The organism is Acerihabitans arboris (genome assembly GCF_010131535.1).
Classification (GTDB): Bacteria; Pseudomonadota; Gammaproteobacteria; order Enterobacterales; family Enterobacteriaceae; genus Acerihabitans; species Acerihabitans arboris.
Map to the genome: position 1 here is coordinate 145,173 of NZ_WUBS01000004.1, position 26,738 is coordinate 171,910.

General features: G+C 56.0%; 25 protein-coding genes. 12 read left to right on the top strand and 13 right to left on the bottom strand.

What is annotated here, in order from left to right:
* Positions 1-71 precede the first annotated feature (71 nt).
* Positions 72-485, bottom strand: coding sequence for a peptide-methionine (R)-S-oxide reductase MsrB (msrB, locus tag GRH90_RS06815; protein ID WP_162365195.1), 414 nt, complete (start codon positions 483-485; stop codon positions 72-74).
* A 350-nt stretch (positions 486-835) separates the two neighbouring features.
* On the opposite strand from msrB, the gene gapA reads away from it, so the two are divergent.
* A complete protein-coding gene (gapA, locus tag GRH90_RS06820; protein ID WP_162365196.1) occupies positions 836-1,831 on the top strand; it encodes a glyceraldehyde-3-phosphate dehydrogenase in 996 nt (331 codons plus the stop codon).
* 87 nt (positions 1,832-1,918) lie between these two features.
* On the top strand, positions 1,919-2,791 hold the full coding sequence (locus tag GRH90_RS06825; protein WP_162365197.1) for a D-hexose-6-phosphate mutarotase: 873 nt from the start codon (positions 1,919-1,921) through the stop codon (positions 2,789-2,791).
* Positions 2,792-2,879: 88 nt separating this feature from the next.
* On the opposite strand, the gene GRH90_RS06830 is transcribed toward GRH90_RS06825, so the two are convergent.
* The gene (locus GRH90_RS06830; RefSeq protein WP_162365198.1) at positions 2,880-3,734 is read right to left on the bottom strand and encodes an aldo/keto reductase; all 855 of its coding nucleotides are present in this window, start codon (positions 3,732-3,734) and stop codon (positions 2,880-2,882) included.
* Between the two features lie 89 nt (positions 3,735-3,823).
* Positions 3,824-4,507, bottom strand: a complete 684-nt coding sequence (locus GRH90_RS06835) for a MipA/OmpV family protein (protein ID WP_162365199.1) — start codon at positions 4,505-4,507, stop codon at positions 3,824-3,826.
* Between the two features lie 501 nt (positions 4,508-5,008).
* Between GRH90_RS06835 and GRH90_RS06840 the strand changes: the two genes are divergently transcribed.
* Positions 5,009-6,943: a PrkA family serine protein kinase gene (locus GRH90_RS06840; RefSeq protein WP_162365200.1), complete on the top strand. Its 1,935-nt coding sequence runs from the start codon at positions 5,009-5,011 to the stop codon at positions 6,941-6,943.
* A 126-nt stretch (positions 6,944-7,069) separates the two neighbouring features.
* Positions 7,070-8,341 carry a YeaH/YhbH family protein gene (locus tag GRH90_RS06845; RefSeq protein ID WP_162365201.1) on the top strand — a complete coding sequence of 424 codons (1,272 nt, stop codon included), beginning with the start codon at positions 7,070-7,072 and terminating at the stop codon, positions 8,339-8,341.
* Between the two features lie 91 nt (positions 8,342-8,432).
* Here GRH90_RS06845 and GRH90_RS06850 read toward each other — a convergent pair whose 3' ends face one another.
* A complete protein-coding gene (locus tag GRH90_RS06850; RefSeq protein WP_162365202.1) occupies positions 8,433-9,845 on the bottom strand; it encodes a diguanylate cyclase in 1,413 nt (470 codons plus the stop codon).
* 366 nt (positions 9,846-10,211) lie between these two features.
* Here GRH90_RS06850 and GRH90_RS06855 point away from each other — a divergent pair, with 366 nt between their 5' ends.
* Entirely contained in the window at positions 10,212-11,942 is a 1,731-nt protein-coding gene (locus GRH90_RS06855) for a potassium/proton antiporter (protein ID WP_162365203.1), read from the top strand.
* Positions 11,943-12,074: 132 nt separating this feature from the next.
* Here GRH90_RS06855 and GRH90_RS06860 read toward each other — a convergent pair whose 3' ends face one another.
* Complete coding sequence (locus tag GRH90_RS06860) at positions 12,075-12,509, bottom strand: MarR family winged helix-turn-helix transcriptional regulator (protein WP_162365204.1); 435 nt, start codon at positions 12,507-12,509, stop codon at positions 12,075-12,077.
* A 127-nt stretch (positions 12,510-12,636) separates the two neighbouring features.
* Here GRH90_RS06860 and GRH90_RS06865 point away from each other — a divergent pair, with 127 nt between their 5' ends.
* Positions 12,637-13,833: a multidrug effflux MFS transporter gene (locus tag GRH90_RS06865; protein WP_162365385.1), complete on the top strand. Its 1,197-nt coding sequence runs from the start codon at positions 12,637-12,639 to the stop codon at positions 13,831-13,833.
* A gap of 9 nt (positions 13,834-13,842) precedes the next feature.
* On the opposite strand, the gene GRH90_RS06870 is transcribed toward GRH90_RS06865, so the two are convergent.
* The gene (locus GRH90_RS06870; protein WP_162365205.1) at positions 13,843-15,129 is read right to left on the bottom strand and encodes a D-amino acid dehydrogenase; all 1,287 of its coding nucleotides are present in this window, start codon (positions 15,127-15,129) and stop codon (positions 13,843-13,845) included.
* Between the two features lie 130 nt (positions 15,130-15,259).
* Between GRH90_RS06870 and GRH90_RS06875 the strand changes: the two genes are divergently transcribed.
* Positions 15,260-16,795, top strand: a complete 1,536-nt coding sequence (locus tag GRH90_RS06875) for a SpoVR family protein (protein WP_162365206.1) — start codon at positions 15,260-15,262, stop codon at positions 16,793-16,795.
* A gap of 54 nt (positions 16,796-16,849) precedes the next feature.
* Here GRH90_RS06875 and fadR read toward each other — a convergent pair whose 3' ends face one another.
* A complete protein-coding gene (gene fadR / locus GRH90_RS06880) occupies positions 16,850-17,569 on the bottom strand; it encodes a fatty acid metabolism transcriptional regulator FadR (protein ID WP_162365207.1) in 720 nt (239 codons plus the stop codon).
* 386 nt (positions 17,570-17,955) lie between these two features.
* Here fadR and dsbB point away from each other — a divergent pair, with 386 nt between their 5' ends.
* Both dsbB and GRH90_RS06890 read left to right on the top strand, forming a co-directional pair.
* On the top strand, positions 17,956-18,486 hold the full coding sequence (gene dsbB, locus GRH90_RS06885) for a disulfide bond formation protein DsbB (RefSeq protein ID WP_162365208.1): 531 nt from the start codon (positions 17,956-17,958) through the stop codon (positions 18,484-18,486).
* Between the two features lie 179 nt (positions 18,487-18,665).
* Positions 18,666-19,757 (top strand): acyltransferase family protein, encoded by a 1,092-nt coding sequence (locus tag GRH90_RS06890; protein ID WP_162365209.1) that lies wholly within the window; start codon positions 18,666-18,668, stop codon positions 19,755-19,757.
* A 20-nt stretch (positions 19,758-19,777) separates the two neighbouring features.
* Here GRH90_RS06890 and ycgN read toward each other — a convergent pair whose 3' ends face one another.
* The 4 genes from ycgN to GRH90_RS06910 all read right to left on the bottom strand — a co-directional run bounded on the left by ycgN (position 19,778) and on the right by GRH90_RS06910 (position 21,894).
* The gene (gene ycgN / locus GRH90_RS06895) at positions 19,778-20,224 is read right to left on the bottom strand and encodes a cysteine cluster protein YcgN (RefSeq protein WP_162365386.1); all 447 of its coding nucleotides are present in this window, start codon (positions 20,222-20,224) and stop codon (positions 19,778-19,780) included.
* Between the two features lie 143 nt (positions 20,225-20,367).
* Positions 20,368-21,024 (bottom strand): fumarylacetoacetate hydrolase family protein, encoded by a 657-nt coding sequence (locus GRH90_RS06900; RefSeq protein WP_162365210.1) that lies wholly within the window; start codon positions 21,022-21,024, stop codon positions 20,368-20,370.
* 93 nt (positions 21,025-21,117) lie between these two features.
* Positions 21,118-21,441, bottom strand: a complete 324-nt coding sequence (locus GRH90_RS06905; RefSeq protein ID WP_162365211.1) for a lytic murein transglycosylase — start codon at positions 21,439-21,441, stop codon at positions 21,118-21,120.
* A 177-nt stretch (positions 21,442-21,618) separates the two neighbouring features.
* Positions 21,619-21,894, bottom strand: coding sequence for a YcgL domain-containing protein (locus tag GRH90_RS06910; protein ID WP_162365212.1), 276 nt, complete (start codon positions 21,892-21,894; stop codon positions 21,619-21,621).
* Positions 21,895-22,029: 135 nt separating this feature from the next.
* Between GRH90_RS06910 and minC the strand changes: the two genes are divergently transcribed.
* From minC to minE, 3 genes are read left to right on the top strand one after another with little or no spacing between them, the layout of a single operon-like run.
* Positions 22,030-22,707 carry a septum site-determining protein MinC gene (minC, locus tag GRH90_RS06915; protein WP_162365213.1) on the top strand — a complete coding sequence of 226 codons (678 nt, stop codon included), beginning with the start codon at positions 22,030-22,032 and terminating at the stop codon, positions 22,705-22,707.
* 22 nt (positions 22,708-22,729) lie between these two features.
* Positions 22,730-23,542, top strand: coding sequence for a septum site-determining protein MinD (gene minD / locus GRH90_RS06920; RefSeq protein WP_162365214.1), 813 nt, complete (start codon positions 22,730-22,732; stop codon positions 23,540-23,542).
* A gap of 3 nt (positions 23,543-23,545) precedes the next feature.
* Positions 23,546-23,815 carry a cell division topological specificity factor MinE gene (minE, locus tag GRH90_RS06925; RefSeq protein WP_162365215.1) on the top strand — a complete coding sequence of 90 codons (270 nt, stop codon included), beginning with the start codon at positions 23,546-23,548 and terminating at the stop codon, positions 23,813-23,815.
* Between the two features lie 66 nt (positions 23,816-23,881).
* Here the strand turns inward: minE and rnd are convergent, their stop codons facing one another.
* Positions 23,882-25,036: a ribonuclease D gene (gene rnd / locus GRH90_RS06930; RefSeq protein WP_162365216.1), complete on the bottom strand. Its 1,155-nt coding sequence runs from the start codon at positions 25,034-25,036 to the stop codon at positions 23,882-23,884.
* A 38-nt stretch (positions 25,037-25,074) separates the two neighbouring features.
* Complete coding sequence (gene fadD, locus GRH90_RS06935) at positions 25,075-26,736, bottom strand: long-chain-fatty-acid--CoA ligase FadD (RefSeq protein WP_162365387.1); 1,662 nt, start codon at positions 26,734-26,736, stop codon at positions 25,075-25,077.
* Positions 26,737-26,738 lie beyond the last annotated feature (2 nt).

Sequence of the window (26,738 nt, forward strand, 5' to 3'; positions counted from 1 at the left end):
AGAATAATTAGCTGAATCGTTTAAAGCGTGTAATTACCCCTGCGTCCCGCGGCCCGAACATACCATCAGGTTCAACCGGCGATCTCGTCGCCGTTTTCCTTATCCCTGAAACGCAGCGAGGCGGAGTTAACGCAAAAACGGGCGCCGCCCGGCTGGGGGCCGTCCGGAAATACGTGCCCCAAATGGGCATCGCAATTGCCGCAACGGATCTCCACGCGATGCATACCGTGCGAGTTGTCATCCAGATAACGGATGGCGGTATCATTAACCGGTTGGTAAAAACTCGGCCAGCCGCAGCCGGAGTCATATTTAGTTTCAGAAAAAAATAACGGAGCGTTACAGCACAGGCAATGATACTGCCCGGTACGCTTATTTTCCAGCAACTTACCGCTATAGGGCGGCTCGGTGCCCCGCTCCTGCGTGACGTGGCGCTGCATTTCGGTCAGGCTGTCGGGAGCGATACGGTCGGGATCATTTTTAGCCATACGTGCGTTTCTCAGGCGATTGATAAATTAAAGTGGATTGAAACCGGGTTATTATAACAAATAATTAACAACGCCGGGGCGATTTTTAGCTTAAACTAGGGGACGAGAAACGAAGTGAGCGGTAAGTGTGACGCATATCACATTTAGCTGCCAGGTGCAGTTTAAATGGCGGGCCTTCGCCCCCATATTATTCGTAGCTGTGCGGGTGGCGGAACGGACAATTTACGTTCAGATTGTGTGATTAGGTTTGATTTGTAGCAATAATTGACACGATTCCGCTTGACGCTGCGCGAGGTTTTTGTAAGTTTACAAGTAACCTTTTATTCACTAATAATTAGCTGGTGGAATATATGACTATCAAAGTAGGTATCAACGGTTTTGGCCGTATCGGCCGTATTGTTTTCCGTGCCGCCCAGGAACGTGACGATGTTGAAATCGTCGCTATCAACGACCTGCTAGACGCTGACTACATGGCTTACATGCTGAAGTACGATTCAACTCACGGTCGTTTCGACGGCACCGTGGCGGTGAAAGACGGCCATCTGGTTGTAAACGGCAAAACCATCCGTGTTACCGCAGAGAGGGATCCGGCTAACCTGAAATGGGGTGACGTTGGTGTTGACGTCGTTGCTGAAGCGACCGGTATCTTCCTGACCGACGAAACCGCCCGCAAGCATATCACCGCCGGCGCGAAAAAAGTGGTTCTGACCGGTCCTTCCAAGGACAACACCCCGATGTTCGTCATGGGCGTGAACCATAAATCCTACGACGGCCAGGATATCGTTTCCAACGCGTCTTGTACCACCAACTGCCTGGCGCCGCTGGCCAAAGTCCTTAATGACAAATTCGGTATCGTTGAAGCGCTGATGACCACCGTCCATGCGACCACCGCTACCCAGAAAACCGTTGACGGCCCGTCCCACAAAGACTGGCGCGGCGGCCGCGGCGCGTCCCAGAATATCATTCCGTCCTCAACCGGCGCCGCCAAGGCCGTGGGCAAAGTCATCCCTGAGCTGAACGGTAAACTGACCGGCATGTCCTTCCGTGTCCCGACCCCTAACGTTTCCGTGGTCGATTTAACCGCGCGCATTGAAAAAAGCGCAACGTATGAAGAAATCTGCGCGGCGATGAAAGCGGCGTCCGAAGGCGAGCTGAAAGGCGTCATGGGCTACACCGACGAAGACGTGGTTTCCACCGATTTCAACGGCGAAAAACTGACTTCAGTATTTGATGCCAAGGCCGGCATCGCGCTGAACAAGAATTTTGTAAAATTGGTAGCCTGGTACGATAACGAAACTGGCTATTCCAATAAAGTACTGGATCTGATTTCCCATATCGCCAAGTAAACACTGTCGATAAAGAATGGCTTATGGGGCGACAGCGATGTCGCCCTTTTTATTTGACTCCAATTCTTAACTTAGGAAGGCCCACGTATGTACAACACTCTTTTCGCCCTACCCGTCAAAGAGCAGCTCTCATCCTCCATAAGCTTGCGTCAGCTGGATGAACTGCCGGTTATCGTTATCGATCATCCGCAGGTGAAGGCGGCGGTGACCCTGCAGGGCGCGCATCTGCTGGCCTGGCAGCCCGCGGGTGAAGAACCGGTATTGTGGTTAAGCGATATCAGCGAGTTCAAGGACGGCGTGGCGATTCGCGGCGGCGTACCCATCTGCTGGCCCTGGTTCGGCAAGGTCGCCAGCCCCAATCATGGTTTCGCGCGTATCCTGCCCTGGCATCTCGACCTTCATCAGGAAGACGGCCAGCAGGTAACCCTGGCCCTCAGCCTGCATGACCGCGCCGTGACCGAACAATACTGGCCGAAACCTTTTACCCTGACCGCTAAATTTACCCTGGGTGCGACCTGCGGCATCGAACTGGAAGCCAAAGGCGATTTCCAGAACACCACCGCCCTGCACAGCTACTTCAATATCAAGGATATCGCCAACGTCAGCGTGGGCGGCCTGGGCACCCATTATATCGACAAGGTAAACGGCGGCGTCGAGGCGGAGCAGCAGGGCGATGTGTCCTTCAGCGGCGAAGTGGACCGGGTCTATACCCGCCCGCAGGACGTTAGCCTGATTCATGACCGCGGCAACAAGCGCGTTATCGAAATTCACCATCATAACCACAGCGACGTGGTGGCCTGGAATCCCGGTGCGGAATTAGCCCGTAAAATGAGCGACGTATCGGATGAGGGTTATAAAACCTACGTTTGCGTGGAAACCGCGCGGGTCAATGAACCGCTGGTGGCCACCCCGACCGCTCCCGCACGGCTGTCCGCCGTGCTGAAAGTACGTAAAGCCTAATACTCTCCACGGCAAGATCGGCCCGCTGACACCGCGCCCGCATAAGGCGTGTGAAAGGAGGGGCGGGCCATCCGGGCGCTAGCGGCAATCAGACAATATCAAGATGGGTTTTGCGCTGGGGCGCCGGGAACGCGTGATCCAGCGCGTCAAGCTGCGCCTGGCCGAGCTCAATGTCCAGCGCCTGGGCGTTCTCCTTCACGTGGGCTTCGCTGCCGGCCTTGGGAATAGCGATAACCCCGGGACGGCGGATCGCCCACGCCAGCAATACCTGGGCGGCGGTAACACCCAACTCCCCGGCGATATGCTGCACCGCCGGGTTATCCATCAGGCCGTTACGCAACTTACCGGCCTGCGCCAGCGGACAATACGCCATCACCGGCACCCGCCGCTCCTGACACCAGGGCAGCAAATCGTATTCGATACCGCGCGAAGCCAGGTGATAAAGCACCTGATCGGTCATGCAGGCGTCGCCGCCCGGCAGCGACCACAGCTCCCCCATATCCGCCACGTCCAGGTTCGACACGCCCCAACGCTTGATTTTCCCCGCCTGGCGCAGCTTCTCCATCGCGGTAATGGTATCGGACAAGGGTATGCCGCCGCGCCAGTGCAGCAAATACAGATCGAGATAATCGGTCTGCAGACGGCGCAGGCTGTTCTCACAGGCGGTAAGCGTCTTTTGTCCGCCGGCATTTTGCGGATAAACCTTGGACACCAGAAACACCTCGTCGCGCCGGCCGCGTATCGCCCGGCCGACCACGCTCTCCGCGCCGCCGTCGGCATACATCTCCGCGGTATCAATCAGGCTGAGCCCCAAATCGAGCCCATATTGCAACGCCCGCGTTTCCGCCGCGGTATCGCTGGACCGCTCGCCCATATACCAGGTGCCCTGGCCTATCGCGGGCAGAGCTTGCCCATCGGGGAAAATCACCTGCTTACTGGCCATAGTTCCTCCTGTTCTATAAATCAGCGCGGGCGCACTTTATTGGTGCGCCCGCGCGAAAATGCACCAATATAAAGCATGGCGCGCACTATTTAGAAGCGGTAGGTCATGCCTACCCCGATAAGCGTCGTCGAACTGGCGTCCACCATCGGACTATCTTTCACTTCGTCGTTAAGTCGGGTATAGCGCGCCATCAGCGAGGCGTTCCAGTTTTCATTCAGGGCGTAGACCGCGGTCAGCTCCACGTACGGCGACCATCCGTCGTCCGCCTGGTACTCCGCTAATCCGCTGCGCCGGGATTCGTGTCCGCTGACGCCATAATAGTAATCGTTTTGATTATCGCTGGCCCAATTGGCGCCGATACCAGGCAACAGGGTCAACCGGTCAAAGGTAAAGGGGTAGAGATAAGCAAGATCGGCGGTAAAACCATTACTGTTATCGAGGATATCGCCCAAATAGGTTGCGCGAACTATGCCCCAATCCGCCATATACTTATAGCGCAGCCCCGCCATGGCGGTGCCGCGCCGCTTGTCCAGCTGCTTCATGTAGCCATAATCATTACTGCTCGGTTTAAAACCGAAGGGTGAATATTCGGCCGTCAGCGACAGCTGGTTTTGCGCATCTTTCCACAGATAATAACCGGCACTCAGGCCTTGCAGGTAGACGCTGTCCCCGTCATAGTTGATGATGGGGAATGGCACCGTCCGGTCGTCAGCGCCTTTATAAGGGCTGGTGGTATGCAATGCCGACGCGCCAAGAGACCATGTACCGGCCATCGCCGCCGGGGCACAGAGGCCCGTGGCTATCGCGAGACTCAGTAATGTTAATGCGTGAGTTTTCACAATGTATGCTTCCCGTAGTGTTAAAAAGATCAAGGTATCGCAATATAAACGTGAAGTGTAAAGGAAACCGGCGGCGTTTGCCGATTATTTACAGAAAAGAACAATTACCGTCTAAATTATATCCTAATTTTATATACACTATGCCAGAATCGGTTGACAGGCCCACAGGCCGCGCCACATCGGGCTTTAGTAAAAAAACGTTAACTGAGTCATTGATATAACTTAAAAAATGAGTTAACCATAAATGACATTTGCCAGATGCCAACTAAACTTTATTATAGAGAAAGGTTTTTCCTGAGACCGATAGCAATAAAGTGCAAACAAAGTTGGCATAGTGGTTGCTGTACTTAGGAGAGATCGATTTTTTCAGGAGCCACTAAATACTTATCCTAGCTCCTTTTTAACCTGTGCTAATAACGAAGGACGGGCATCGCTATGAACATATTTGACCAGTATCGTCAGCGCTACGAAGCTGCCAAGGACGAAGAGTTCACACTGCAGGAATTCCTCACTATCTGTCGCCAGGATCGCAGCGCGTTTGCCAACGCGGCGGAAAGGCTGTTGATGGCTATCGGCGAGCCAATCATGGTGGACACCGCGCAGGAGCCGCCGCTTTCCAGGCTGTTCTCCAACCGCGTTATTGCACGCTACCCGGCCTTTGAAGAGTTCTACGGCATGGAAGAAGCCATCGAACAGATTGTGTCGTACCTCCGGCATGCGGCCCAGGGGCTGGAAGAGAAAAAGCAAATCCTCTACCTGCTTGGGCCGGTCGGCGGTGGTAAATCATCGCTGGCGGAGCGCCTGAAGGCGCTGATGCAGCGGGTGCCTATCTATATCCTGAGCGCCAACGGCGAGCGCAGCCCGGTGAACGATCATCCGTTATGCCTGTTCAACCCGCAGGAAGACGCCAATATCCTCGAGAAAGAATACAGCGTGCCCCGCCGCTATCTCGGCACCATCATGTCGCCCTGGGCGGCCAAGCGGCTGCATGAGTTTGGCGGCGATATCACCCGCTTCAAGGTTGTCAAGGTATGGCCGTCCATCCTTGAGCAGATAGCCATCGCCAAGACCGAGCCGGGGGATGAGAACAATCAGGATATCTCCGCCCTGGTGGGTAAGGTGGATATCCGCAAGCTCGAGGATCACGCCCAGAACGACCCTGACGCCTACGGTTATTCCGGCGCCCTGTGCCGCGCCAACCAGGGCATCATGGAATTCGTCGAAATGTTCAAGGCGCCGATTAAAGTGCTGCACCCCCTGCTGACCGCCACCCAGGAAGGGAATTATAACGGAACAGAAGGGATTGCCGCGCTGCCGTTCAACGGCATCATCCTCGCGCACTCCAACGAATCTGAATGGGTTCAGTTCCGTAATAATAAAAACAACGAGGCGTTCCTTGACCGTGTCTATATCGTCAAGGTGCCTTATTGCCTGCGGGTTTCGCAGGAAATAAAAATATACGACAAGCTGCTGGTCAATAGCGAGCTGTCGGAATCCCCTTGCGCGCCCGGCACGTTGGAAACACTGGCCCGTTTCTCGATTCTTTCGCGCCTGAAAGAGCCGGAAAACTCCAGTATCTATTCGAAAATGCGTATTTATGACGGCGAGAGCCTGAAAGATACCGATCCGAAAGCCAAATCCTACCAGGAATATCGTGATTACGCGGGCGTTGACGAAGGTATGAACGGATTATCCACCCGTTTCGCCTTTAAAATCCTCTCGCGGGTATTTAACTTTGATCACGGCGAAGTGGCCGCCAATCCGGTGCACTTATTCTATATCCTGGAACAGCAAATTGAACGCGAGCAGTTCCCGCAGGATATTGCGGAAAAATATCTCGAACATCTCAAGGGTTATTTGATTCCCAAATATGCCGAGTTTATCGGTAAGGAGATTCAAACCGCTTATCTCGAATCGTATTCAGAATACGGTCAAAATATATTTGACCGTTACGTTTCTTATGCCGATTTCTGGATCCAGGATCAGGAATACCGCGATCCGGACACCGGCCAGTTATTTGATCGTGAAGCATTGAATGCGGAATTGGAAAAAATTGAAAAGCCGGCCGGTATCAGCAACCCGAAAGATTTCCGTAACGAAATCGTTAACTTCGTGCTGCGCGCCCGCGCCAACAATAACGGACGCAACCCTAACTGGACCAGTTATGAAAAACTGCGCACCGTTATTGAGAAAAAAATGTTCTCCAACACCGAAGAGTTGTTGCCTGTAATTTCATTTAATGCGAAAACATCCACTGACGAGCAGAAAAAACACGACGACTTCGTGGATCGCATGATGGAGAAGGGTTATACCCGCAAGCAGGTGCGCCTGTTATGTGAATGGTATCTGCGGGTTAGGAAATCGTCTTGACTGTAGTAGCCGACATTGTCGTCACGGCGCGGCCATACCGCCGCGCCGTGACAGACCGTCGCGACTTATCGTCGAACAGCATCGTCATAAGTGAAGCGCGCGGACATTGTCGCCCGGAGGAAATATATGGCCTACTTTATTGACCGACGACTTAACGGCAAAAACAAAAGCATGGTAAACCGCCAGCGCTTTTTGCGCCGTTATAAGTCGCAAATCAAACAGTCGATTGCCGGGGCCATTAATAAGCGTTCGGTTACCGATATAGAAAGCGGGGAGTCGGTGTCGATTCCCAATACCGATATCAATGAGCCTATTTTTCATCAGGGACGCGGGGGCATGCGTCATCGTGTGCATCCCGGCAACGATCACTTTATCCAGAACGACCGCATCGAGCGTCCGCCGGCGGGCGGCGGCGGCAGCGGTCAGGGCAATGCCAGCCAGGACGGTGAAGGCGAGGATGAATTTGTCTTCCAGATATCGAAAGACGAATATCTTGATCTGCTGTTTGAGGATTTGGCGCTGCCGAATCTGCAAAAAAACCAGCACAAACAGCTTAACGAGTTTAAAACGCACCGCTCCGGCTACACCTCTACCGGCGTGCCGGCCAACATCAGCGTGGTGCGGTCGTTGCAAAACTCCCTGGTCAGGCGCACCGCCATGACCGCCGGCAAGCGCCGCACTATCCGCGAGCTGGAGGAAGAGCTGGCGCTGCTTGCCAACAGCGAACCGGTCCAACTGCTGGAAGAAGAGAGGATCCACAAGGAAATAGCGGAGCTGCGGCAGAAAATTGCCCGGGTGCCGTTTATCGATACCTTTGATTTGCGCTATAAAAATTTCGAGCGACGGGCCGAACCGTCAAGCCAGGCGGTCATGTTCTGCCTGATGGACGTGTCGGGATCGATGGACCAGGCCACCAAGGATATGGCGAAACGTTTTTATATTCTGCTGTATCTGTTCCTCAGCCGGACCTATAAAAACGTCGATGTGGTCTATATCCGCCATCACACCCAGGCCAAGGAAGTGGATGAGCATGAGTTTTTCTACTCCCAGGAAACCGGCGGCACCATCGTGTCCAGCGCGTTAAAGCTGATGGAAGAGGTGGTTAAGGAACGCTATGATCCGGCGCAATGGAATATTTACGCCGCGCAGGCCTCCGACGGCGATAACTGGGCGGACGACTCGCCGTTGTGTCACGAACTGTTGGCCACCAAACTGTTGCCGATGGTGCGTTACTACAGCTATATCGAAATAACCCGCCGGGCGCATCAAACCCTGTGGCGCGAATATGAGGATCTGCAGGCTAAATACGAAAATTTTGCCATGCAGCATATCCGCGATCAGGAAGATATCTATCCGGTGTTTCGTGAATTGTTCCACAAACAGGTCAATGAAAGGTAGTGTTAACTTCAGGTAAATCAGCCAGACTGCGGGTATTTTCTGGCTGATTTAGGCTTTAGAATCCAGGATGATCCCGCCCTTGCCGTTTACCTTACACCTCATCCCCCGCTGCGGCTGGTTGCCCGTCACGGTAGGTTTCAGTGCGATTGCGGCCGTTTCGTTTGGCCAGATATAATGCGCTATCGGCTTTTTTGATTAAACGTTCATAATCCGGATGACCGTCAAACAAACACAGGCCGACGCTGACCGTCAGGCTGACCTTGCCGCCGCCTGAGGGATGGAGCGGACGGTTTTCAAGGCGATCGCGAATGCTGTTGATAATGGCAATCGCCTGGCTTTCCGAGGCCTCCACAAACAGCAGCATGAATTCCTCGCCGCCGTAACGAAATACATAATCGCTGCTGCGCACGCTCTCATGGAGGATGGCGGCTATATCCTTCAACGCCGCATCGCCGGCATCATGGCCGAAGCGGTCGTTAATGCTTTTGAAATAATCAATATCCAGCATGGCCATCACAAACGGCGTACCGGAGCGCATCGCCAGGGCAATTTCCCGCCGTAATATGGTGGGGATAAAGCGCCGGTTAAGCAGATTGGTTAATGGGTCTTTGCCATTTTCAAATTTAGCCAGTTCATCAAACAGCCCCGCCAGCAGCGTGCCGATTTTCTGCACCTGGCTACGCACGGTGCGCAGCAATATATAACGTTCTTCCACCACCGCCACCTTCTCGGCGCTATAGGAGGCGATAAACGCGTCGGCGCCGGTTAACAGCGCTTCGATGGCGGCCACCTGATCCACGGATTCAAACACATACCGTCCCTTATGCTGGAACCATAGCCCGAACTCCGCTTCGGCCAGGGGCGCGATTTCCGCCAGGGGCAAACCGGTGGCAACATTGTAAATAAAACGATTTTCCCAGTTCAGCACAGCGGCAAGCTGGCGCTCGCGTTCGACGTGGACATTATCCAGGATCGACAATAACCGGTAGTTCTCTTTATCCTTGGTGCTGTTTTCATGGGAGCGTGAATAGGCGGTGGTCATGACCTCGATAGCCATGTCCATGACCAGGGACGAAAAGCGCATGGCGTCGTAACATAAGGTCAAATCGGTGATATCACGCCGCAGACGGGTATAAAGGGATATTTTAACCCGGCGGGCGCCGCGCGCCACCAGATCTATGGGGATGCCGATGCGGGCATGCACATCGCCGACTTTGCGCTGGACGGCGACCAGCGCCGGCAGATCGGCGGTGGAACTGCTCAATACCCCCCGGATCCATTGGGCAAGCGTGCCATGCAGCCGATCCTTGACCTGCTGGCTCGACAAAAAAAGCCGGGCGTCATCGTCACCCAACATAGAGTCGTAAAAATCATCCACCAAAAGATCAATATCTTCATCTAGCAGGGAAATCAATATGTTATGAGCAGCATCGCTGGTTATGGCGATCAAATCATGCCACTCTTTCATGATCAACGCATCGTAGTACTGCCCATTTAATTTCATTGGAATGTAATTCAATAACTCATATCAGCGGTATTTTATAGTAACATGAAAGAAATTTTCAGGCATGCGCCATACGACCGGCGCCGGCTTTCCGCCGCCGCCTGGATAACCCCGGCCCCGCCCGGGCAAAAAACCCCCGGCATCTATTTTCACCCGTTATCCCGCCGCGCGGGCGTGAAATGGTCAAAAATAGCCTTTTAGTAAAAAACGGCTTTGTTGTTGGTGTGAAAGGGGGTAGTTTTAAAGCCCCTTTCTACATTAACAGCGGTTCATACCATCTCCCGGCAGCCGTTACCGGGATACATAAGCCCACTATTTCCGTTCAGGACGAACGGGTGCGGTAATAACGATAAAAGGAGAGTTAGGTTGGACAGCAGCACCATCATCAGTTTATTTATTATTGGTTCCATTTTAGTGGGCGGCAGCATCCTGCTGAGTTCCTTTTCTTCCCGTTTGGGTATTCCTATCCTGGTCATTTTCCTGGTGATAGGCATGTTGGCCGGCGTGGACGGCATCGGCGGTATCGGTTTCGACAATTATCCGGTCGCCTATCTCATCAGTAACCTGGCGCTGGCGGTGATTTTGCTCGACGGAGGCATGCGCACCCGCGCCGCGTCGTTTCGCGTGGCGCTATGGCCCGCGCTGTCGCTGGCGACGGTGGGCGTGCTTATTACCGCCGGGATGACCGGCATGATGGCGGCCTGGCTGTTTCATCTCAACCTGATTGAAGGTTTGCTGCTCGGCGCCATCGTCGGCTCAACCGACGCCGCCGCGGTATTCTCGCTGCTGGGCGACAAAGGGCTTAACGAGCGCGTTAACGCGACGCTGGAAATCGAGTCCGGCAGCAACGATCCGATGGCGGTGTTTCTGACCATTACGCTCATTGCGATGATTCAAAGCCACGAAACCCACTTAAGTTGGATGTTTGTGGTGCATCTGGTGCAACAATTCGGCCTGGGCGTGCTGTTCGGCCTGGGCGGCGGCTGGCTGCTCCAGCAAACCATTAATCGTATTTCTCTGGCCCCCGGCCTCTACCCGTTGCTGGCGGTAAGCGGCGGCATCATGATTTTTGCCCTGACCACCGCCCTGGAAGGCAGCGGCATCCTGGCGGTGTATCTGTGCGGGTTTTTACTAGGCAACCGGCCGATCCGTAACCGACACGGCATTCTGCAAACCTTCGACGGCATGGCCTGGCTGAGCCAGATTTGCATGTTCCTGGTGCTGGGATTATTGGTAACGCCCAGCGATCTGTGGGTAATTGCGGTACCGGCGCTGATCCTGTCGCTCTGGCTGATGCTGGTTGCCCGGCCGCTGTCCATTTGGGTGGGGTTAATGCCCTTTCGCAACTTTACCGCCCGTGAACGGGTATTCCTCTCCTGGGTGGGCCTGCGCGGCGCGGTGCCCATCATCCTGGCGGTCTTCCCCATGATGGCCGGGCTGGATCATGCCCGATTATATTTTAACGTCGCGTTTTTTATCGTGCTGATCTCGCTGCTGCTGCAGGGTTCCTCTTTGGGTTACGCCGCCAGGCTGGCGCGCGTGGTGGTGCCGCCGACCGCATCGCCGATCAGCCGCGTGGGCATGGATATCCACCCGGAGAACCCCTGGGAGCAGTTTATCTATCAGCTCAATCAGGATAACTGGTGCGTCGGGGCCGCGCTGCGCGACATGAAAATGCCCAAACATACCCGCATCGCCGCCCTGTTTCGCGATAATGTTATGCTGCATCCCACCGGCAATACCCGGCTGAAAGAGGGCGATGTGCTCTGCGTTATCGGGCGGGAACGGGATTTGCCCGCGCTGGGCAGGCTGTTCAGCCAGTCGCCGCCGGTGGCGTTGGATCAGCGCTTTTTTGGCGATTTCATTCTCGAGGCGGATGCCCGGCTGGAAGACGTCGCGGCCATCTATGGCCTGGACCTGCATGAAAAAGCGGAGCATGAGCTGACGCTGGGCGCCTTTGTGATGCAACTGCTGGGCGGCGGCGAGCCGGTGGTGGGCGATAATGTCGTTTCCGAAGGATTAGTCTGGACCATCGCCGAAAAAGAAGATCAGCAGGTGAGCAAAATCGGCATCAAAATCGCCGAGGAGCAGGTCTGAAGGCGACGGATATGGCGTAAGGTGGCGCGGCCCGCGCCGAACGGCGCGCATTCTTTATCAAGGACGCCGGGCTATCAAGACGTCAGGTGGTAACAGTCGTCGGGTTATAAAGGCGCCGGATGGTAAAATACGTCAGGCCAGGGATTCCGTGGCGGCGTAGATTTTGGTCAGCACCTGCATGGCGACCTGCATATCCTGTTCGGCCACGTTCTCCAGGATCTCCTTGCCGATGGCATCGGCTTCCATGCGGACTTTTTCGTACAGCGCCTTGCCCGCCACGGTAACCACCAGCAATTTTTTGCGCCGGTCCTGGGCGGTGGGGATGCGCTGGACCAGATCCAGCTTTACCAGCCGGTCGACCATCGAGACTATGGTGGCGCCCTCGACGCCGAGTATCTGCGCCAGTTCACTTTGCGACAACGGCGACTGCGCGCCGGCTATCGCCGCTACCGCGACCCAGCTGGCCTGGCTTAGCCCCAGGTATTTCAACCGCCGGTCAATGGCCATGCGCAGCGCACGGGAAGTGAGGTGCAGTAATTTGGAAAAACTTTTATATTCAGTATTCATTTGTGGGTAACAACATCAGAAATAATATAACAAAAATTATCATATATTAGCCGGCATGACCATTTTCATCTTTCCCTGGCCGCGTCCCGGCACTATTCTTAACGACTTTCCCTATGTTTGGTTATTGATGCAAAAATTACTGTTGCTGTTGTTGTCATTAGTATTGTTAGGTCCGCTGGGCATCGATTTGTACCTGCCGGTGATCCCCTTTATCGCCAAGGGATTGGGCAGCCCAGAAGCCCTGATTCAATCCACTATCCCGCTGTTTATCCTGGTGATGGGCGTCGGCCAGCTGCTGACCGGGCCCATGGTGGATTATTTCGGCCGCCGTCCCATGGCGTTGGCGGGCGTGGCGCTGTACGGCATCGGCGCCGTCATGGCGGCGCTGGCCCAACAGCCCGCGATATTTATCGCCTCGCGTATTTTGCAGGGCCTGGCGGTATGCTGCACCACCGTAGCCTTGTTCAGCTGCGTGCGCGATCGGCTCAACGGCGACGACGCCGCGCGGGCCTTCAGCTTCCTTAACGGCACGCTGAATATCGTGCCGGCGCTGGCCCCGCTGGCCGGCGGACTGCTGGCCGAAGGGTTCGGCTGGCGGGCGCCCTTCTGGGCCCTGTCCGCCTATTCGTTAACGGTGCTGATACTGATAGCCCGGGGGCTGCCGGAAACCCGCCCCGCCCAGACCTTGCGCCGCCTGGGCCTGCCGGTTAAGGCCTACCTGGCAATCCTCAGGCAGCGACGGTTCCTGGTGTATTCCCTGGTCAATACCGGCGCCATGGCCATGGCGCTGACCTATGTGTCGCTCTCTTCCCAGGTGCTGATGGGCGTGGCGCAGCTAACCCCGCTACAGTTTTCGGTGGCCTTTGGCGCCAACGGCTTCTGGATCATGCTGGTCAGCGTCATTGCCAACCGGGTGATACGCAAAGCGGGCCGTCCCGCCTGCCTGACCATCGGCGCCCTGCTGATGGCGCTGGGCGGCCTGCTGCTGCTGACCAGCGTCGCCTGGTCGCCCCCGGGCTGGCAAACCCACTGGCTGAGCTATATGCTGCCGGTGGCGGTGGCCTGTTCCGGGCTGGCCTTCCTGATGGGGCCTTCCGCCAGCTACGCGCTGGAGCCTTACCCCAACCAGGCCGGCGTGGCGGCGGCGCTGAACGGGTTTGTCCAGATGGCGGGCGCGGCCGCCGTGAGCCTGGCGTTTATCGCCCTGCCGCTCTCGCCGCGCCTGGCGCTGACGCTGGTGATGCTGTTGGGCGCGGTGTTTGCCGGCGTCGCCCGCCGGTATACCCGCCGGCTGTCGGGTACGCTCACCTCGTTACCGCGTTAAGGCGCCGGTTCAGGCCATTTTCGGTTCTATCCCGGCCCTGAAATTGCCGTCATAGCGGGCCATCGATAAATCGTCATAGGCAATATCCGGCCGCCTGCCGCTGATGATATCCGCCAGCAGCCGTCCCGATCCGCAGGCCATGGTCCAGCCGAGCGTGCCGTGGCCGGTATTGAGGTACAGGTTTTTCAGCGGCGTCGCGCCGACGATAGGCGTGCCATCCGGCGTCATCGGCCGCAGTCCGGTCCAGAAGGTGGCCCGCTCGATATGACCGCCGAACGGGAACAGATCGCGCACCACCATTTCCAGGGTGTCCCGGCGGGCCTTTTCCAGGTCGGTATTAAAACCGACAATTTCCGCCATGCCGCCGACCCGGATACGCTGGTCAAAACGGGTCACGGCGATTTTATAGGTTTCATCCAGCACCGTGGATACCGGCGCGCCCTGCTCATCCGCCAAGGGTAGGGTCAGTGAGTAGCCCTTCAGCGGATAGACCGGAATGTCGACCACATCGCGCAGCATGGCGGTGGAATATGACCCCAGCGCCATCACATACGCGTCGGCCTGCAGCAGCTCGCCGTCGCACGCGACGCCCGCCACCAGGCCGCCCGAACGCATCAGGCCGCTGACAGCGCAGTTATAACGGAACCCAACCCCCTGTTCGGCGGCCATCGCCGCCAGGCGCTGGGTAAACAACTGGCAATCGCCGGTTTCATCATTCGGCAGCCGCAGCCCGCCGCTGAGCTTATGGGCCACTCCCGCCAGGGCCGGTTCGACGCCGGCCAGCTGATGGGACTCCAGCAATTCATAGGGCACGCCTTCGTCACGCAGCACGGCGATATCCTTGGCGGCGCTGGCGTATTGCTGCTCGGTGCGAAACACCTGCAGCGTGCCGCCCTGGCGGCCTTCGTAGGCGATGCCGGTTTCGTCCCGCAGCGCCTTCAGGCAATCGCGGCTATATTCCGCCAGGCGCACCATGCGGCTTTTATTGACATAATAATGGTGGCTATCGCAGTTGCGCAGCATTTGCCACATCCAGCGCAGTTGGCGATCGCTGGACTTCAGCCGGATGGCCAGCGGCGCATGGCGCTGGAACATCCATTTGATGGCCTTCAACGGCACGCCCGGCGCCGCCCAGGGCGCGGCATAGCCGGGAGAAATCTGTCCGGCGTTGCCGGCGCTGGTTTCCTGCGCCGGGCCAGGCTGCCGATCAAGCACCAGCACCTCATGTCCCGCCCGGGCAAGGTACCACGCGCTTGCCACGCCGATAACGCCACTTCCTAGAATGATGACCCGCATTATTATCCGATCCTATGGTGAATCACGCCGAGATTATATTCGCCCTATCGGCCGCGTGATTTTCATCTTGCACTACGATTAATTATAAGCCAGCATGATGAAGTGCTGTCTGTAACGATGAGGTGCGCTGATGACGATTTCTCTTGATGAAAGTTTTAAGGATACCACTTGTCTTAGCGATGGACCCGACTGGACATTTGAATTGCTGCAGGATTACCTGGACGAGATCGACAGGGTGGCGAAATTCTATAGGCTGGAGACGTATCCCCATCAGATAGAAGTCATTACCTCCGAGCAGATGATGGACGCTTATTCCAGCGTCGGCATGCCGATTAATTATACCCATTGGTCGTTTGGTAAAAAGTTTATCGAGACCGAACAGCGGTATAAACAGGGCCAGCAAGGGCTGGCTTATGAAATTGTTATTAACTCCAACCCCTGTATCGCCTATTTGATGGAAGAGAACACCATGACCATGCAGGCGCTGGTGATGGCGCATGCCTGCTACGGCCACAACTCTTTTTTCAAGAATAACTATTTATTCCGCAGCTGGACCGATGCCAGTTCCATTGTCGATTACCTGATATTCGCCCGCAACTATATTACTAAATGCGAAGAGCGCTACGGCGTCGAGCAGGTGGAACAGCTGCTGGATTCATGCCATGCCCTGATGAACCACGGCGTCGACAGGTATAAACGACCGCAGAAAATCTCGCTGCAGGAAGAAAAATCGCGGCAAAAGAGCCGTGAGGAGTATTTGCAAAGCCAGGTCAACGAGCTGTGGCGCACCCTGCCGCGGCGCGAGAAGGAAGAGCTGCCGGCCCAGGCCAGCCGTTATCCCCATGAGCCGCAGGAAAACCTGCTGTACTTTATGGAGAAAAACGCCCCGCTGCTCGAACCCTGGCAGCGTGAGATCTTGCGTATCGTGCGCAAGGTCAGCCAATATTTTTATCCGCAAAAGCAGACCCAGGTGATGAATGAGGGCTGGGCGACCTTCTGGCACTATACCATTCTCAACCATCTGTATGATGAGAAAAAAGTCACCGATCGTTTTATGCTGGAGTTCCTGCACAGTCATACCAATGTGGTCTACCAGCCGCCTTATAACAGCCCGTATTACAGCGGCATCAATCCTTATGCGCTGGGCTTCGCCATGTTCCAGGACATCAAGCGTATCTGCCAGTCGCCCACCGAGGAAGATAGGCATTGGTTCCCGGATATCGCCGGCAGCGACTGGCTGGAAACGCTGCATTTCGCCATGCACAATTTCAAGGATGAAAGTTTTATCAGCCAGTTCCTGTCGCCGAAGATCATGCGTGATTTCCGCCTGTTTACCGTATTGGATGACGATCACAATAACTATCTGGAAATTGCCGCCATTCATAATGAGGAGGGATACCGGGCAATACGGCAGGAGCTCTCATCGCAATACAATTTGAGCAACCTTGAGCCTGATATCCAGATCTGGAATGTGGATCTGCGCGGCGATCGCTCGCTGACGCTGCGCTACACCCCGCAAAATCGGGCGCCGCTGGCGAAAAGCCGCCGCGAGGTGATGAAGCATATCCATCGCTTGTGGAGTTTTGACGTTTATATGGAACAGGTTAACGACGACGGCAATGTGGAATTGATTGAGCGCTGCCCGCCGCGGTCCATACCGCTGTAATGGCGCCGCCTTGCTAAAAGGTCAGCTTGCGCTGACCTTTTTTTTGGCTTGAGGCTAGCGCCTGAGTTCCGCGATATCACGCGGGATGGCGGACTGCATGGTATCCCAGATCATGCCGCTTTCTTTACCATAATGACGCACCAGATCGATCACCTGATCGTACAGCCCATCGCGGCACAGCGCCGCCAGATGCGTGTAGAAATTGCGCGCCAGCTCGCGGGCCTGGGGGTTGGAGAAGTAATAACGCCCCACCCGCAGGTATAATCCCTTCAGGCCGTTAAAGATCAGGCCGTATATCGGGTTGCCCGACGCATAGGCCAGCTCATGGAAAATACGGTAATCCATTTCGGTAAAGGCATCCGCCTGATCTTCCAGATCTTTGGCCTGGGCCAGCACATTTTGCGCTTTATCCGGATAAAACCGCACCGCCATGCGGATAAAGATCGAGGCGATATTGGTGCGCACCGACAATAGATTATCAATCAGCTGCGGCACGCTGTCATGGTCGAGACGGGCCAGGGTTTCCAGGATATTCAACCCGGAGGTTTCCCAGACATTGTTCACCCGGGTGGGCTTGCCATGCTGGATTGTCAGCCAGCCGTCGCGGGCCAGCCGCTGCAGCACTTCGCGCAGGGTGGTGCGCGTAACGCCTATCACATCCGAAAGCTCGCGCTCCGCGGGCAGGATTGAACCTGGCGGGAAATGATTGTTCCAAATACTTTCAATCAGATACTCCTCCGCAAAACCGGCAGGACTCTGCGCCTTAATGACCATAATGTTATGTTCCGTAGCAGCATGCGTATGTGAGCTAAAAACGGCCTAATGATAGCAGAACGCGCGAACCCGATATAGGGCGTTAAGCGCCGTAACGATAAAACCCTGTCATAAATGGCAATAAAATGCCATGCCTGACGCATTACTCCGTCGGGAAAGCCCGATAAGGCCGCGTATTGCCGTCATTCATCATGCCAGCGCAGCGGTATAACAGGCGTAAGCGGCATCACAAAATAGTGGCAGAAAAAAAAGCGGTAAGCCATCAGATTGAATAAATAGGAAACAAGTATGTTATCAAGTGACCTATTCCGAAAAAAAGAGGCTGGCTTCTGTCTTTAATTGATTTAAACTGCCTGTTTAAAAGCAACCGGCCTGGATAATACTGTATGTTGCATTTCTTTAACCGCTGCTCAAGAGGGCGTGGTGCCTGGATATTACTGGCGCTGACCGCCTTTGCCCTGGAACTGGTGGCGCTTTATTTTCAGCATGTCATGTTATTAAAACCCTGTGTGCTGTGTATTTATCAGCGCTGCGCGCTATTTGGCATTATGGGGGCCGGGATCGTCGGCGCCATCGCGCCCTCCACGCCCCTGCGCTATGGCGCATTGGTCATCTGGCTGTACAGCGCCTGGGAAGGGCTGATGCTGGCGATGAAGCATACGGACATCCAGCTTAATCCGTCGCCTTTTGTCACCTGTGATTTTTTCGTCAGCTTTCCGTCCTGGCTACCGCTGGATAAATGGCTGCCGTCGGTGTTCAGCGCCACCGGCGATTGCGCGGTAAGACAGTGGCATTTTATGTCGCTGGAGATGCCGCAGTGGATGATCGTTATTTTTGGCGCCTACCTGCTGGTCGGGGTATTAGTCCTGATCGCCCAGCCGTTCCGTCCGAAAAAGCGCGACCTGTTCAATCGTTAAAAGAAAAAGGACCCGCCGAGGTCCTTTTTTTACCCGCCCAGGCTCTTCACCGCCCCGTGCAGGATAAATGAGCAAAGTGAAATCGTACGCAAATTGCGCAATTTCACTCGTGCCCGCCGTCGCCTCCCGCTACCCTCCGTTGTAGTTCGCTCAACATCGCCGCCGACGGGGAGTTTTGCATGCCTGCCACTGAAAAAAAAATCCAATGGATTAACTCCCTGAAAGGCATCTGCATCTTGCTGGTGGTATTAAACCATATCATCACCACCAGCTATATCCCGTCACTTGAGGTTATTGACGCACATATGCTCATCACCAAACTTTGGGTCGGGGTCAACCATTACCTGGTGCCGCTGCGCATGCCGGCGTTTTTCTTTATTTCCGGCCTGTTGGCCGCGGATGGCGTCATCAACCGCTCCTGGCGGGAGGTCATGACCAAAAAACCGCTTAACCTGCTTTACCTCTACCTGCTCTGGTGCGCCGTGCAGTGGCTGTGCGTGAGCATGATCAACAGGGAGCTGGCGTTCGACGACTGGCGGCTGATGGCGCGCAACGCCGCCTATGCGGCCTCCACCGGCCAGTTTCTGCTGTATGTGGCGGCGGCAATGTCCAGCCCCTGGTATCTGTATGCGCTGGCGCTCTACTTTGTCGCCTGCAAACTGTGGCGGCGCCATTGGGCAGCGCTGCTGGGAGCGGGCGCGCTGCTGAATTACGCCTGCGTCCTGGGCGCGGTGCCCTGGTGGGGGCCGGCAAGCGTGGCGCAAAACGGGATTTTCTTTTTTACCGGCTGTTTCCTTGGCGCGCGCATCGTTGCCCTGCTGGCCGCTAACCGCTCCCGCCTGGCGCTGCTGGCGGCGCTCGGGATCATGGCGCTGATCCATTGGGGATTCGCCATGGATCGGAGCCTGTTTACCAGCGCGCTGGCGGTGTGCGTCGCCATATTATGCTGCCAGTGGGTCAACCGTCATTGGTCGTTGTATAACCAGTCGTTGCACACCTTGAATTGGATAGGCAAAAATACCCTGCAGATCTATGTGCTGCATAAACTGCTGACCGAACTGCTGGCGGTGCCCATGCTGGGAGCGCTGATGCGCTACCACGCATTCGACCATCACCTGTTCTCGCTGCTGTGGATGACGTTTTATCCGCTGGCGGCGACCGCGTTATGCACGGCGGGGGCGATTGCCATCTGGTGGGCGCTTAACCGCGGCGTCGGCCGCGTATTGTTCCAGTATCCTTCGCTGGCGCGCCCGCAAAAGGCGCTTGGCTGAAACACGCGGCGAACGGCCGTTTACCGCGCCCACGACGGTTTATTCAGGATATGATCCTGCCAGTCGTTGACTTCGCTTTCACGCACCGCGATATAACGCACCGAAATACGCTCGCCGTGCATGGCGGCCTTGGAGCCGGTAATCAGCGGATGCCACTGCGGCAGCGGTTTGCCTTCCTCCTGCAACCGATAGGCGCAGGTGGGCGGCAGCCAGTCGAAGGTGGTGAGGTTCTCGCGCGTGAGCTTGATGCAATCCGGCTCATACTCAAAGCGGTTATCATAATGGCGACACTGGCAGGTTTTGATATTCAGCTGGTTGCAGGCCACGTTGGTGAAATAGACTTCCTCGGTGTCATCGTCAATCAGCTTATGCAGGCAGCAGCGGCCGCAGCCATCGCACAACGATTCCCATTCGTCGTCGGTCATCTCGGCCAGGGTTTTTTCTTGCCAAAAAGGGCGGCTTGTCATCATGGTATCCGGTTAGGCGACGGGCGGCACGGGTAAAAAATAGGACCGCGGGATTAAAATGACCGATGTTATCAAGCATTCGGCGGCAGGAAGCTATTTTATTTGCCGTCTAGCTGTGACGCAAGGCGGCGATGATTTCAGGCTCAAATAATACGGGTATCCAGGGTCCGATCGTTCAGGGACACGGAAAGCAGATCGCCCGACTGGAGTTTTGCCACGCCCTGCGGCGTGCCGGTCAGGATAATATCGCCGGGACGCAGGGTAAAGAATCGGCTCATATAGGCAATCAACGGCAGGATTGGCGTGATCATATCCCGCGTATTGCCCTGCTGGCGAATATCGTTATTCACCTTCAGGGTCAGCGTCGCCTGTTGCGCATCGCCGAATTCCGCCACCGGGATAAAACCGGAGATGGGGCAGGAGCCGTCAAACCCCTTGGCTTTTTCCCAGGGTTGCCCGGCTTTCTTGAATTTTGCCTGCAATTCCCGCAGCGTCAGGTCGAGCGCCACCCCGTAGCCGGCGATGGCCCGGGCCACGTGGGCTTCATCGGCATGCTTGAGCGGCATGCCGATCAGGACGGCGAGTTCCACCTCATGGTGCACTTCCCCCAGTTCGGCGGGAATGGCGATCGGCTGGTGAATATCGCACAAGGCGGTCTCGGGTTTGATAAACAGCACCGGCTCGGTAGGCGTGGCGCTGCCCATCTCCTTGATATGATCGGAATAGTTGCTGCCGACGCAGACCACTTTATTCGCGGGGAAATCCAGTAACGCCCCTTGCCAGTCGCGATGTTGATACATGTCCTAAGTCTCCTGCCATTAAATGGTGTGTCAAATAAGCATTAGCGCCTGACATCATCATACATCAGTCGCCGAAAAGCTTCACCGTGGCCGTTATTTATCCAGCGCATCCGCCAGCGTGCCGATGCTGATGGCAAAATAATACAAGCGGTTCCAGCGCATCAGGGGGCGGAAATTGTCATAGACCAGGAACGCCCGGCTTTGGTTGTCGTCCGGGATAATCACCCAGGCGCGCTGCCCCGAGGCCGGCAAGGGACCGCCGTCGGCCAACCGCACGCCCTGCCCGCTCCAGGCGCCCGCCGTTTGCGCCTGGGCGTCTTTCAGGCCGGCGGCCTGCGCCGGGAATCCCTGCGGCAGGCGTAGCTCTTGTCCCCATCCCTGTCCTGGTTTCCATCCTTCGGTGGCGGATAATTTCATGGGCAGTTTCCTTAGCGCGTTTTTTTTTGCGCGGGGCCGCCCGCGCAGCCGAGTTATTATTATAGGTACTTTTTACAGCGCGGCGATGCGGCAATATAGAACCTGGCGATAACGCTGCTATATAGCACATCCGATAGCATGACCCGGGCGCATTGACCGCCAATAGTGGATCAATGATCAGCTATTTTGGGCGGCCTTATGATGCTGCGCCAATAAATTTTCGATGGGTGGCGGCAATTGCAGATAAAAGCCCTGGTCGGCCAGGCTTTGTTTTACTTTATTTATATCCGCCGCGACCAGTTTTTTGCTACCATTTAATGGGAATAGCATGGACAATACCGGTTTGCCGAATCGGGCCATTAAATCAGGCGGCACCCGGGAAAAATCATCTTTTTTCTCGATATAAAGATAGGTTTGATCTTGTTTGGTACTTCGGTAGATCACACAAAACATATTTTTTACCCGGTTTACATGGTTTAGTGTCTTGCCTGTATATAGCAGTAACTATAACATGCATGCAGTGCTTCGGAATATCGCTTACCGGTAGCTTGCCGGGAAAATACATGAGTCAAGACTGAGTCAGGATAGATGTCACAGACGCCCATTGAGTTAAAAGGCAGTAGTTTTACCCTATCGGTAATTCATGTACATGACGCCCAGCCTGAGGATATCCGTCAGGCATTACAGGAAAAAATCGAACAGGCGCCTGCTTTTCTGAAGGATGCTCCGGTGGTCATAAACGTCGCCACCCTGACACGGGATACGGACTGGGAGCAGCTGCGGCAGACCTTTCTGGACACCGGCCTGCACGTGGTCGGCGTCAGCGGATGCAAGGACGACCGGCTGAAAAAAGCCATTGTCCGCAGCGGCCTGCCGTTGCTGAACGAAGGCAAGCCGCAAAAACGCGCAGCGCCGCCGGCCGCCCCGGCGGCGGCGCTGAAGACCCGGCGCGTGGATACCCCGGTACGCTCCGGCCAGCAGATTTACGCGCGCGATTGCGATCTGATCGTGACCAGTAGCGTCAGCGCCGGGGCCGAACTTATTGCCGACGGCAATATACATATTTATGGCATGATGCGAGGCAGGGCTTTAGCAGGCGCGTCGGGAGATGCGCAATGCCAGATTTTCTGTACCCATCTTTCCCCTGAACTCGTTTCCATTGCCGGTCAGTATTGGTTAAGCGATCAAATCCCGGCTGAGTACGCGGGCAAAGCCGCCCGACTCAGCCTGAAAGATAATACGCTAACCATTCAACCGCTAAATTAAGCCCTTGACAAGGAATCCATTTATGGCACGCATTATAGTTGTTACTTCGGGCAAAGGGGGCGTTGGCAAGACCACATCAAGCGCGGCCATTGCCACCGGTTTAGCCCGGAAAGGTAAAAAGACGGTGGTGATTGATTTTGATATCGGCTTACGCAACCTTGACCTTATCATGGGCTGCGAGCGGCGCGTGGTGTATGATTTTGTGAATGTCATCCAGGGTGACGCCACCCTGAACCAGGCGCTGATCAAAGATAAGCGCACCGACAATCTGTATATCCTGCCGGCCTCGCAAACCCGGGATAAGGATGCCCTGACCCGCGAGGGCGTCGAAAAAATCCTGGCCGACCTCGGGGAGATGAATTTTGATTTCGTGGTCTGCGATTCACCGGCCGGCATCGAGACCGGCGCGCTGATGGCGCTCTATTTTGCCGATGAGGCCATTATCACCACCAACCCGGAAGTCTCGTCGGTACGCGACTCGGACCGTATCCTCGGCATATTGTCGTCAAAGTCCCGCCGCGCCGAAAACGGCCAGGACCCGATTGAGGAACATCTGCTGCTGACCCGCTATAACCCCGGACGCGTAAACCGGGGCGATATGCTCAGCATGGAAGATGTGATTGAAATACTGCGAATTCCCCTGCTGGGCGTCATCCCCGAGGATCAGTCCGTGCTGCGGGCTTCCAACCAGGGTGAGCCGGTGATACTTGATGTGGAGTCTGATGCCGGCAAGGCCTATTCGGATACGGTAGATCGCCTGTTAGGAGAAGAACGTCCCTTCCGCTTCATTGAAGAAGAGAAGAAGGGTTTCTTAAAACGCCTGTTTGGGGGATAAACCATGGCCTTACTCGATTTTTTTCTCTCCCGCAAAAAAACGACAGCCAATATAGCCAAGGAAAGGCTGCAAATTATCGTTGCGGAACGCCGGCGGGGCGATAGCGAGCCTCATTATCTGCCGCAGTTGAAACGCGACATTCTGGAAGTCATTTGCAGGTATGTACAGATCGACCCTGAAATGGTCTCCGTGCAACTCGAGCAGCGGGAAGGAGATATCTCCATCCTGGAGCTGAACGTGACGCTGCCGGAAGCGGAAGAAACACCGAAATGATACCGAGCCAATAATCCCCCTGCTGTTGCAGGGGGACGCATTACCGCGTTCCGCGCACGAAGGTTATTACAATGCCGAAGGCAGGTCCGTGGTGGCCGTTGCGCCATCGAGTATTCCACGCAGCCGCGCCCCGAACAACCTTTCCCGCCAGCCGCTGAGCAATTCAGGCGTGCGTTGTCCCGGCGTCAATCGCCAATGCCAGGTTAATAATTGGTTGATCTGCCTGCGCGAGGCCAGCAGCTCCACGCTTAAACCCGATTCCTGGCTGGCGACGGCGATATGTTCCTTGATGGTCTTGAACATAACGCGGTAGCCGGGCTTATCGATAAGATTAACCAACGGTTCCGGCAGCTCGTCATCGGCCATGGCTTCCGCTTCCTGCACCAGTTGGATCAATATCCTGCCATGATAACGGATTTCCGGCCCGCTGAGCCCCAGTTTATCCAGTTCGCCCAGCGAACCGGGCATGTAGCGCGCCACCTGCCATAAATTCTCTTCACGCACGACAAAATTGACCGCCATATCCCGCTCACGCGCCTTGCGCAAGCGCCAGGAGGCCAGCTTTTGCAGACAGGCCAACTGCCGGGTGCGCAGCTGCCAGGCATTGCCGATATCGCGATAAGCCAGCTCCGGGTCGACGATGTCCTGGCGGCGCTGGCACAGGGCGTCGCATTCCTGCCGCGCCGCGTCGGTCCATCCCGCCAGTTCGGTTTCCTGGATCAGCCGATCGGCCATCGGCAGCAGCCAGAACACGTCGGCGGCGGCATAGTCGCACTGCCTGGCGCTCAGCGGCCGGGCCAGCCAATCGGTGCGGGACTCGCTTTTATCCAGCACCACCTGCTGGTATTCGGCCACCAGCGCGGCAAAACCACTGGACAGCGCCCGACCGTTAAATGCGGCCAGGACCTGGGTATCGAGCATCGGCACCGGCATCTGGTCAAACGAGTGCAAAAACACTTCCAGGTCTTCGCTGCAGGCGTGCAGGATTTTCACTACCCGCCGGTCGGCGAGCAGATCGCGAAACGGCTGCCATTGTCCGATAGCCAGCGGATCGATAAGTGATAACGTTTCGCCATCAAATAATTGAATCAATCCCAACTGTGGATAGTAGGTGCGGGTGCGGACAAATTCGGTATCCAGCGCAACCCGATCGTGAAGGCGGGCAAGCTCGCATATCCGTTGTAAATCGTCATCATTGGTTATTAATTGGTAATTTGACACAGAGTTCTCTTACTGTAAGTCATGGCGGCAAATAGAGCTTAGCGGTTTTCATCGCGTAATTGCTTGCGCAAAATTTTGCCTACGTTGGATTTAGGTAACGCGTCGCGGAACTCCACCAGTTTGGGCATCTTATAGCCGGTCAGGTACAATCGGCAATGGCTCAGGAGTTCCTCGCGGGTCAGGGACGGCTCTTTTTTTACCACGAAGATTTTTACCGCTTCGCCGGACTCATCGCTTGGCACGCCAACCGCCGCCGCCTCAAGCACCTTAGGATGCCGGACCACCGCATCCTCTATTTCATTGGGGAAGACATTGAAGCCGGACACCAGGATCATATCCTTCTTGCGATCCACGATGCGAACGAAGCCTTGTTGATCCACTGTAACGATATCCCCGGTAGAAAGCCAGCCGTCTTTAAGCGTCTCGGCGGTGGCCTGCGGCTGGCGCCAATAGCCGGCCATGACCTGCGGGCCCTTGATCAGCAGTTCTCCCGGCAGGCCGGGGGACACGCTATTCCCGTCCCCGTCCACCAGCCGGATGTCGGTGGACGGCACCGGCAGGCCGATGCTGCCGCTGAAATGCTTCAAATCATAGGGATTGCCGGACACCAGTGGCGAGCATTCGGTCAGTCCATAGCCTTCCAGCAGATGTTTGCCGGTCAGCGCATGCCAGTCGTCCGCCACCGGCTGCTGCAATGACATCCCCCCGCCCACCGACAAATGCAGCGAGGTAAAGTCCAGGCCGCGGAACGCCACGTTATGCAACAAGGCGTTAAACAGCGTGTTCACACCGGAAATGGCGGTGAAATGATGGCGTCGCATGGCCTTGACCATCGACGCTAAATCCCTGGCGTCGGTAATCAGCAGGTTGCAGCCGCCCATTTCCACGAACAGCAGGCAGTTTACCAACAGGGCAAAGATATGGTAGAGCGGCAGGGCGGTGACCATCAGTTCATGGCCCAGGGTCAAAATCGGCCCATAGGCGGCTTTTGCCTGTTCCAGGTTGGCGAGGATATTGCGGTGGGTGAGCATGGCCCCTTTCGACGCCCCGGTGGTGCCGCCGGTATACTGCAGGAAGGCCAGATCGTCCCCGCCGATGAGCGGCGGGCTGAAATCCAGGCGGCGCCCGGCGCGCAGGACATGCTGGTAGGAAACCGCCAGCGGCAGGCGGTATGGCGGCACCTTGCGCTTGAGGTATTTTACCGCCCCATTGATGATAGCCCGTTTCAGGGGCGGGAAATGATCGCCAATGCGCGTGAGTATCACCTGGCGAACCGGCACATCGTTCAGCACCTGTTCCAGGGTGTGGGCAAAATTGTCGACGATGACGATGGCGGCGGCGCCGCTGTCGTCGAGCTGGTGGCGCAGTTCGGCGGGGGTGTAGAGCGGATTGACGTTCACCACCACCATGGCGGCGCGCAGGATGCCGAACAGCGCCACCGGATACTGCAGCAGGTTGGGCATCATCAGCGCAACGCGATCCCCCGGGCGCAGGCCTGACTGCTGCAGGTAGGCGGCAAACGCCAGGCTGTGCTCATCGAGCTGGCGAAATGTCAGGGTTTCGCCCATGTTGATAAAGGCCGGCAGTTCGGCGAAACGACGTACGGCGTTAGCGAACAACCCCGACAGCGAACCGTAACGATCGGGATCGATTTCCGTCGGCACCTCGGGCGGATAACGCGCCGTCCATACTCTCTCCATGG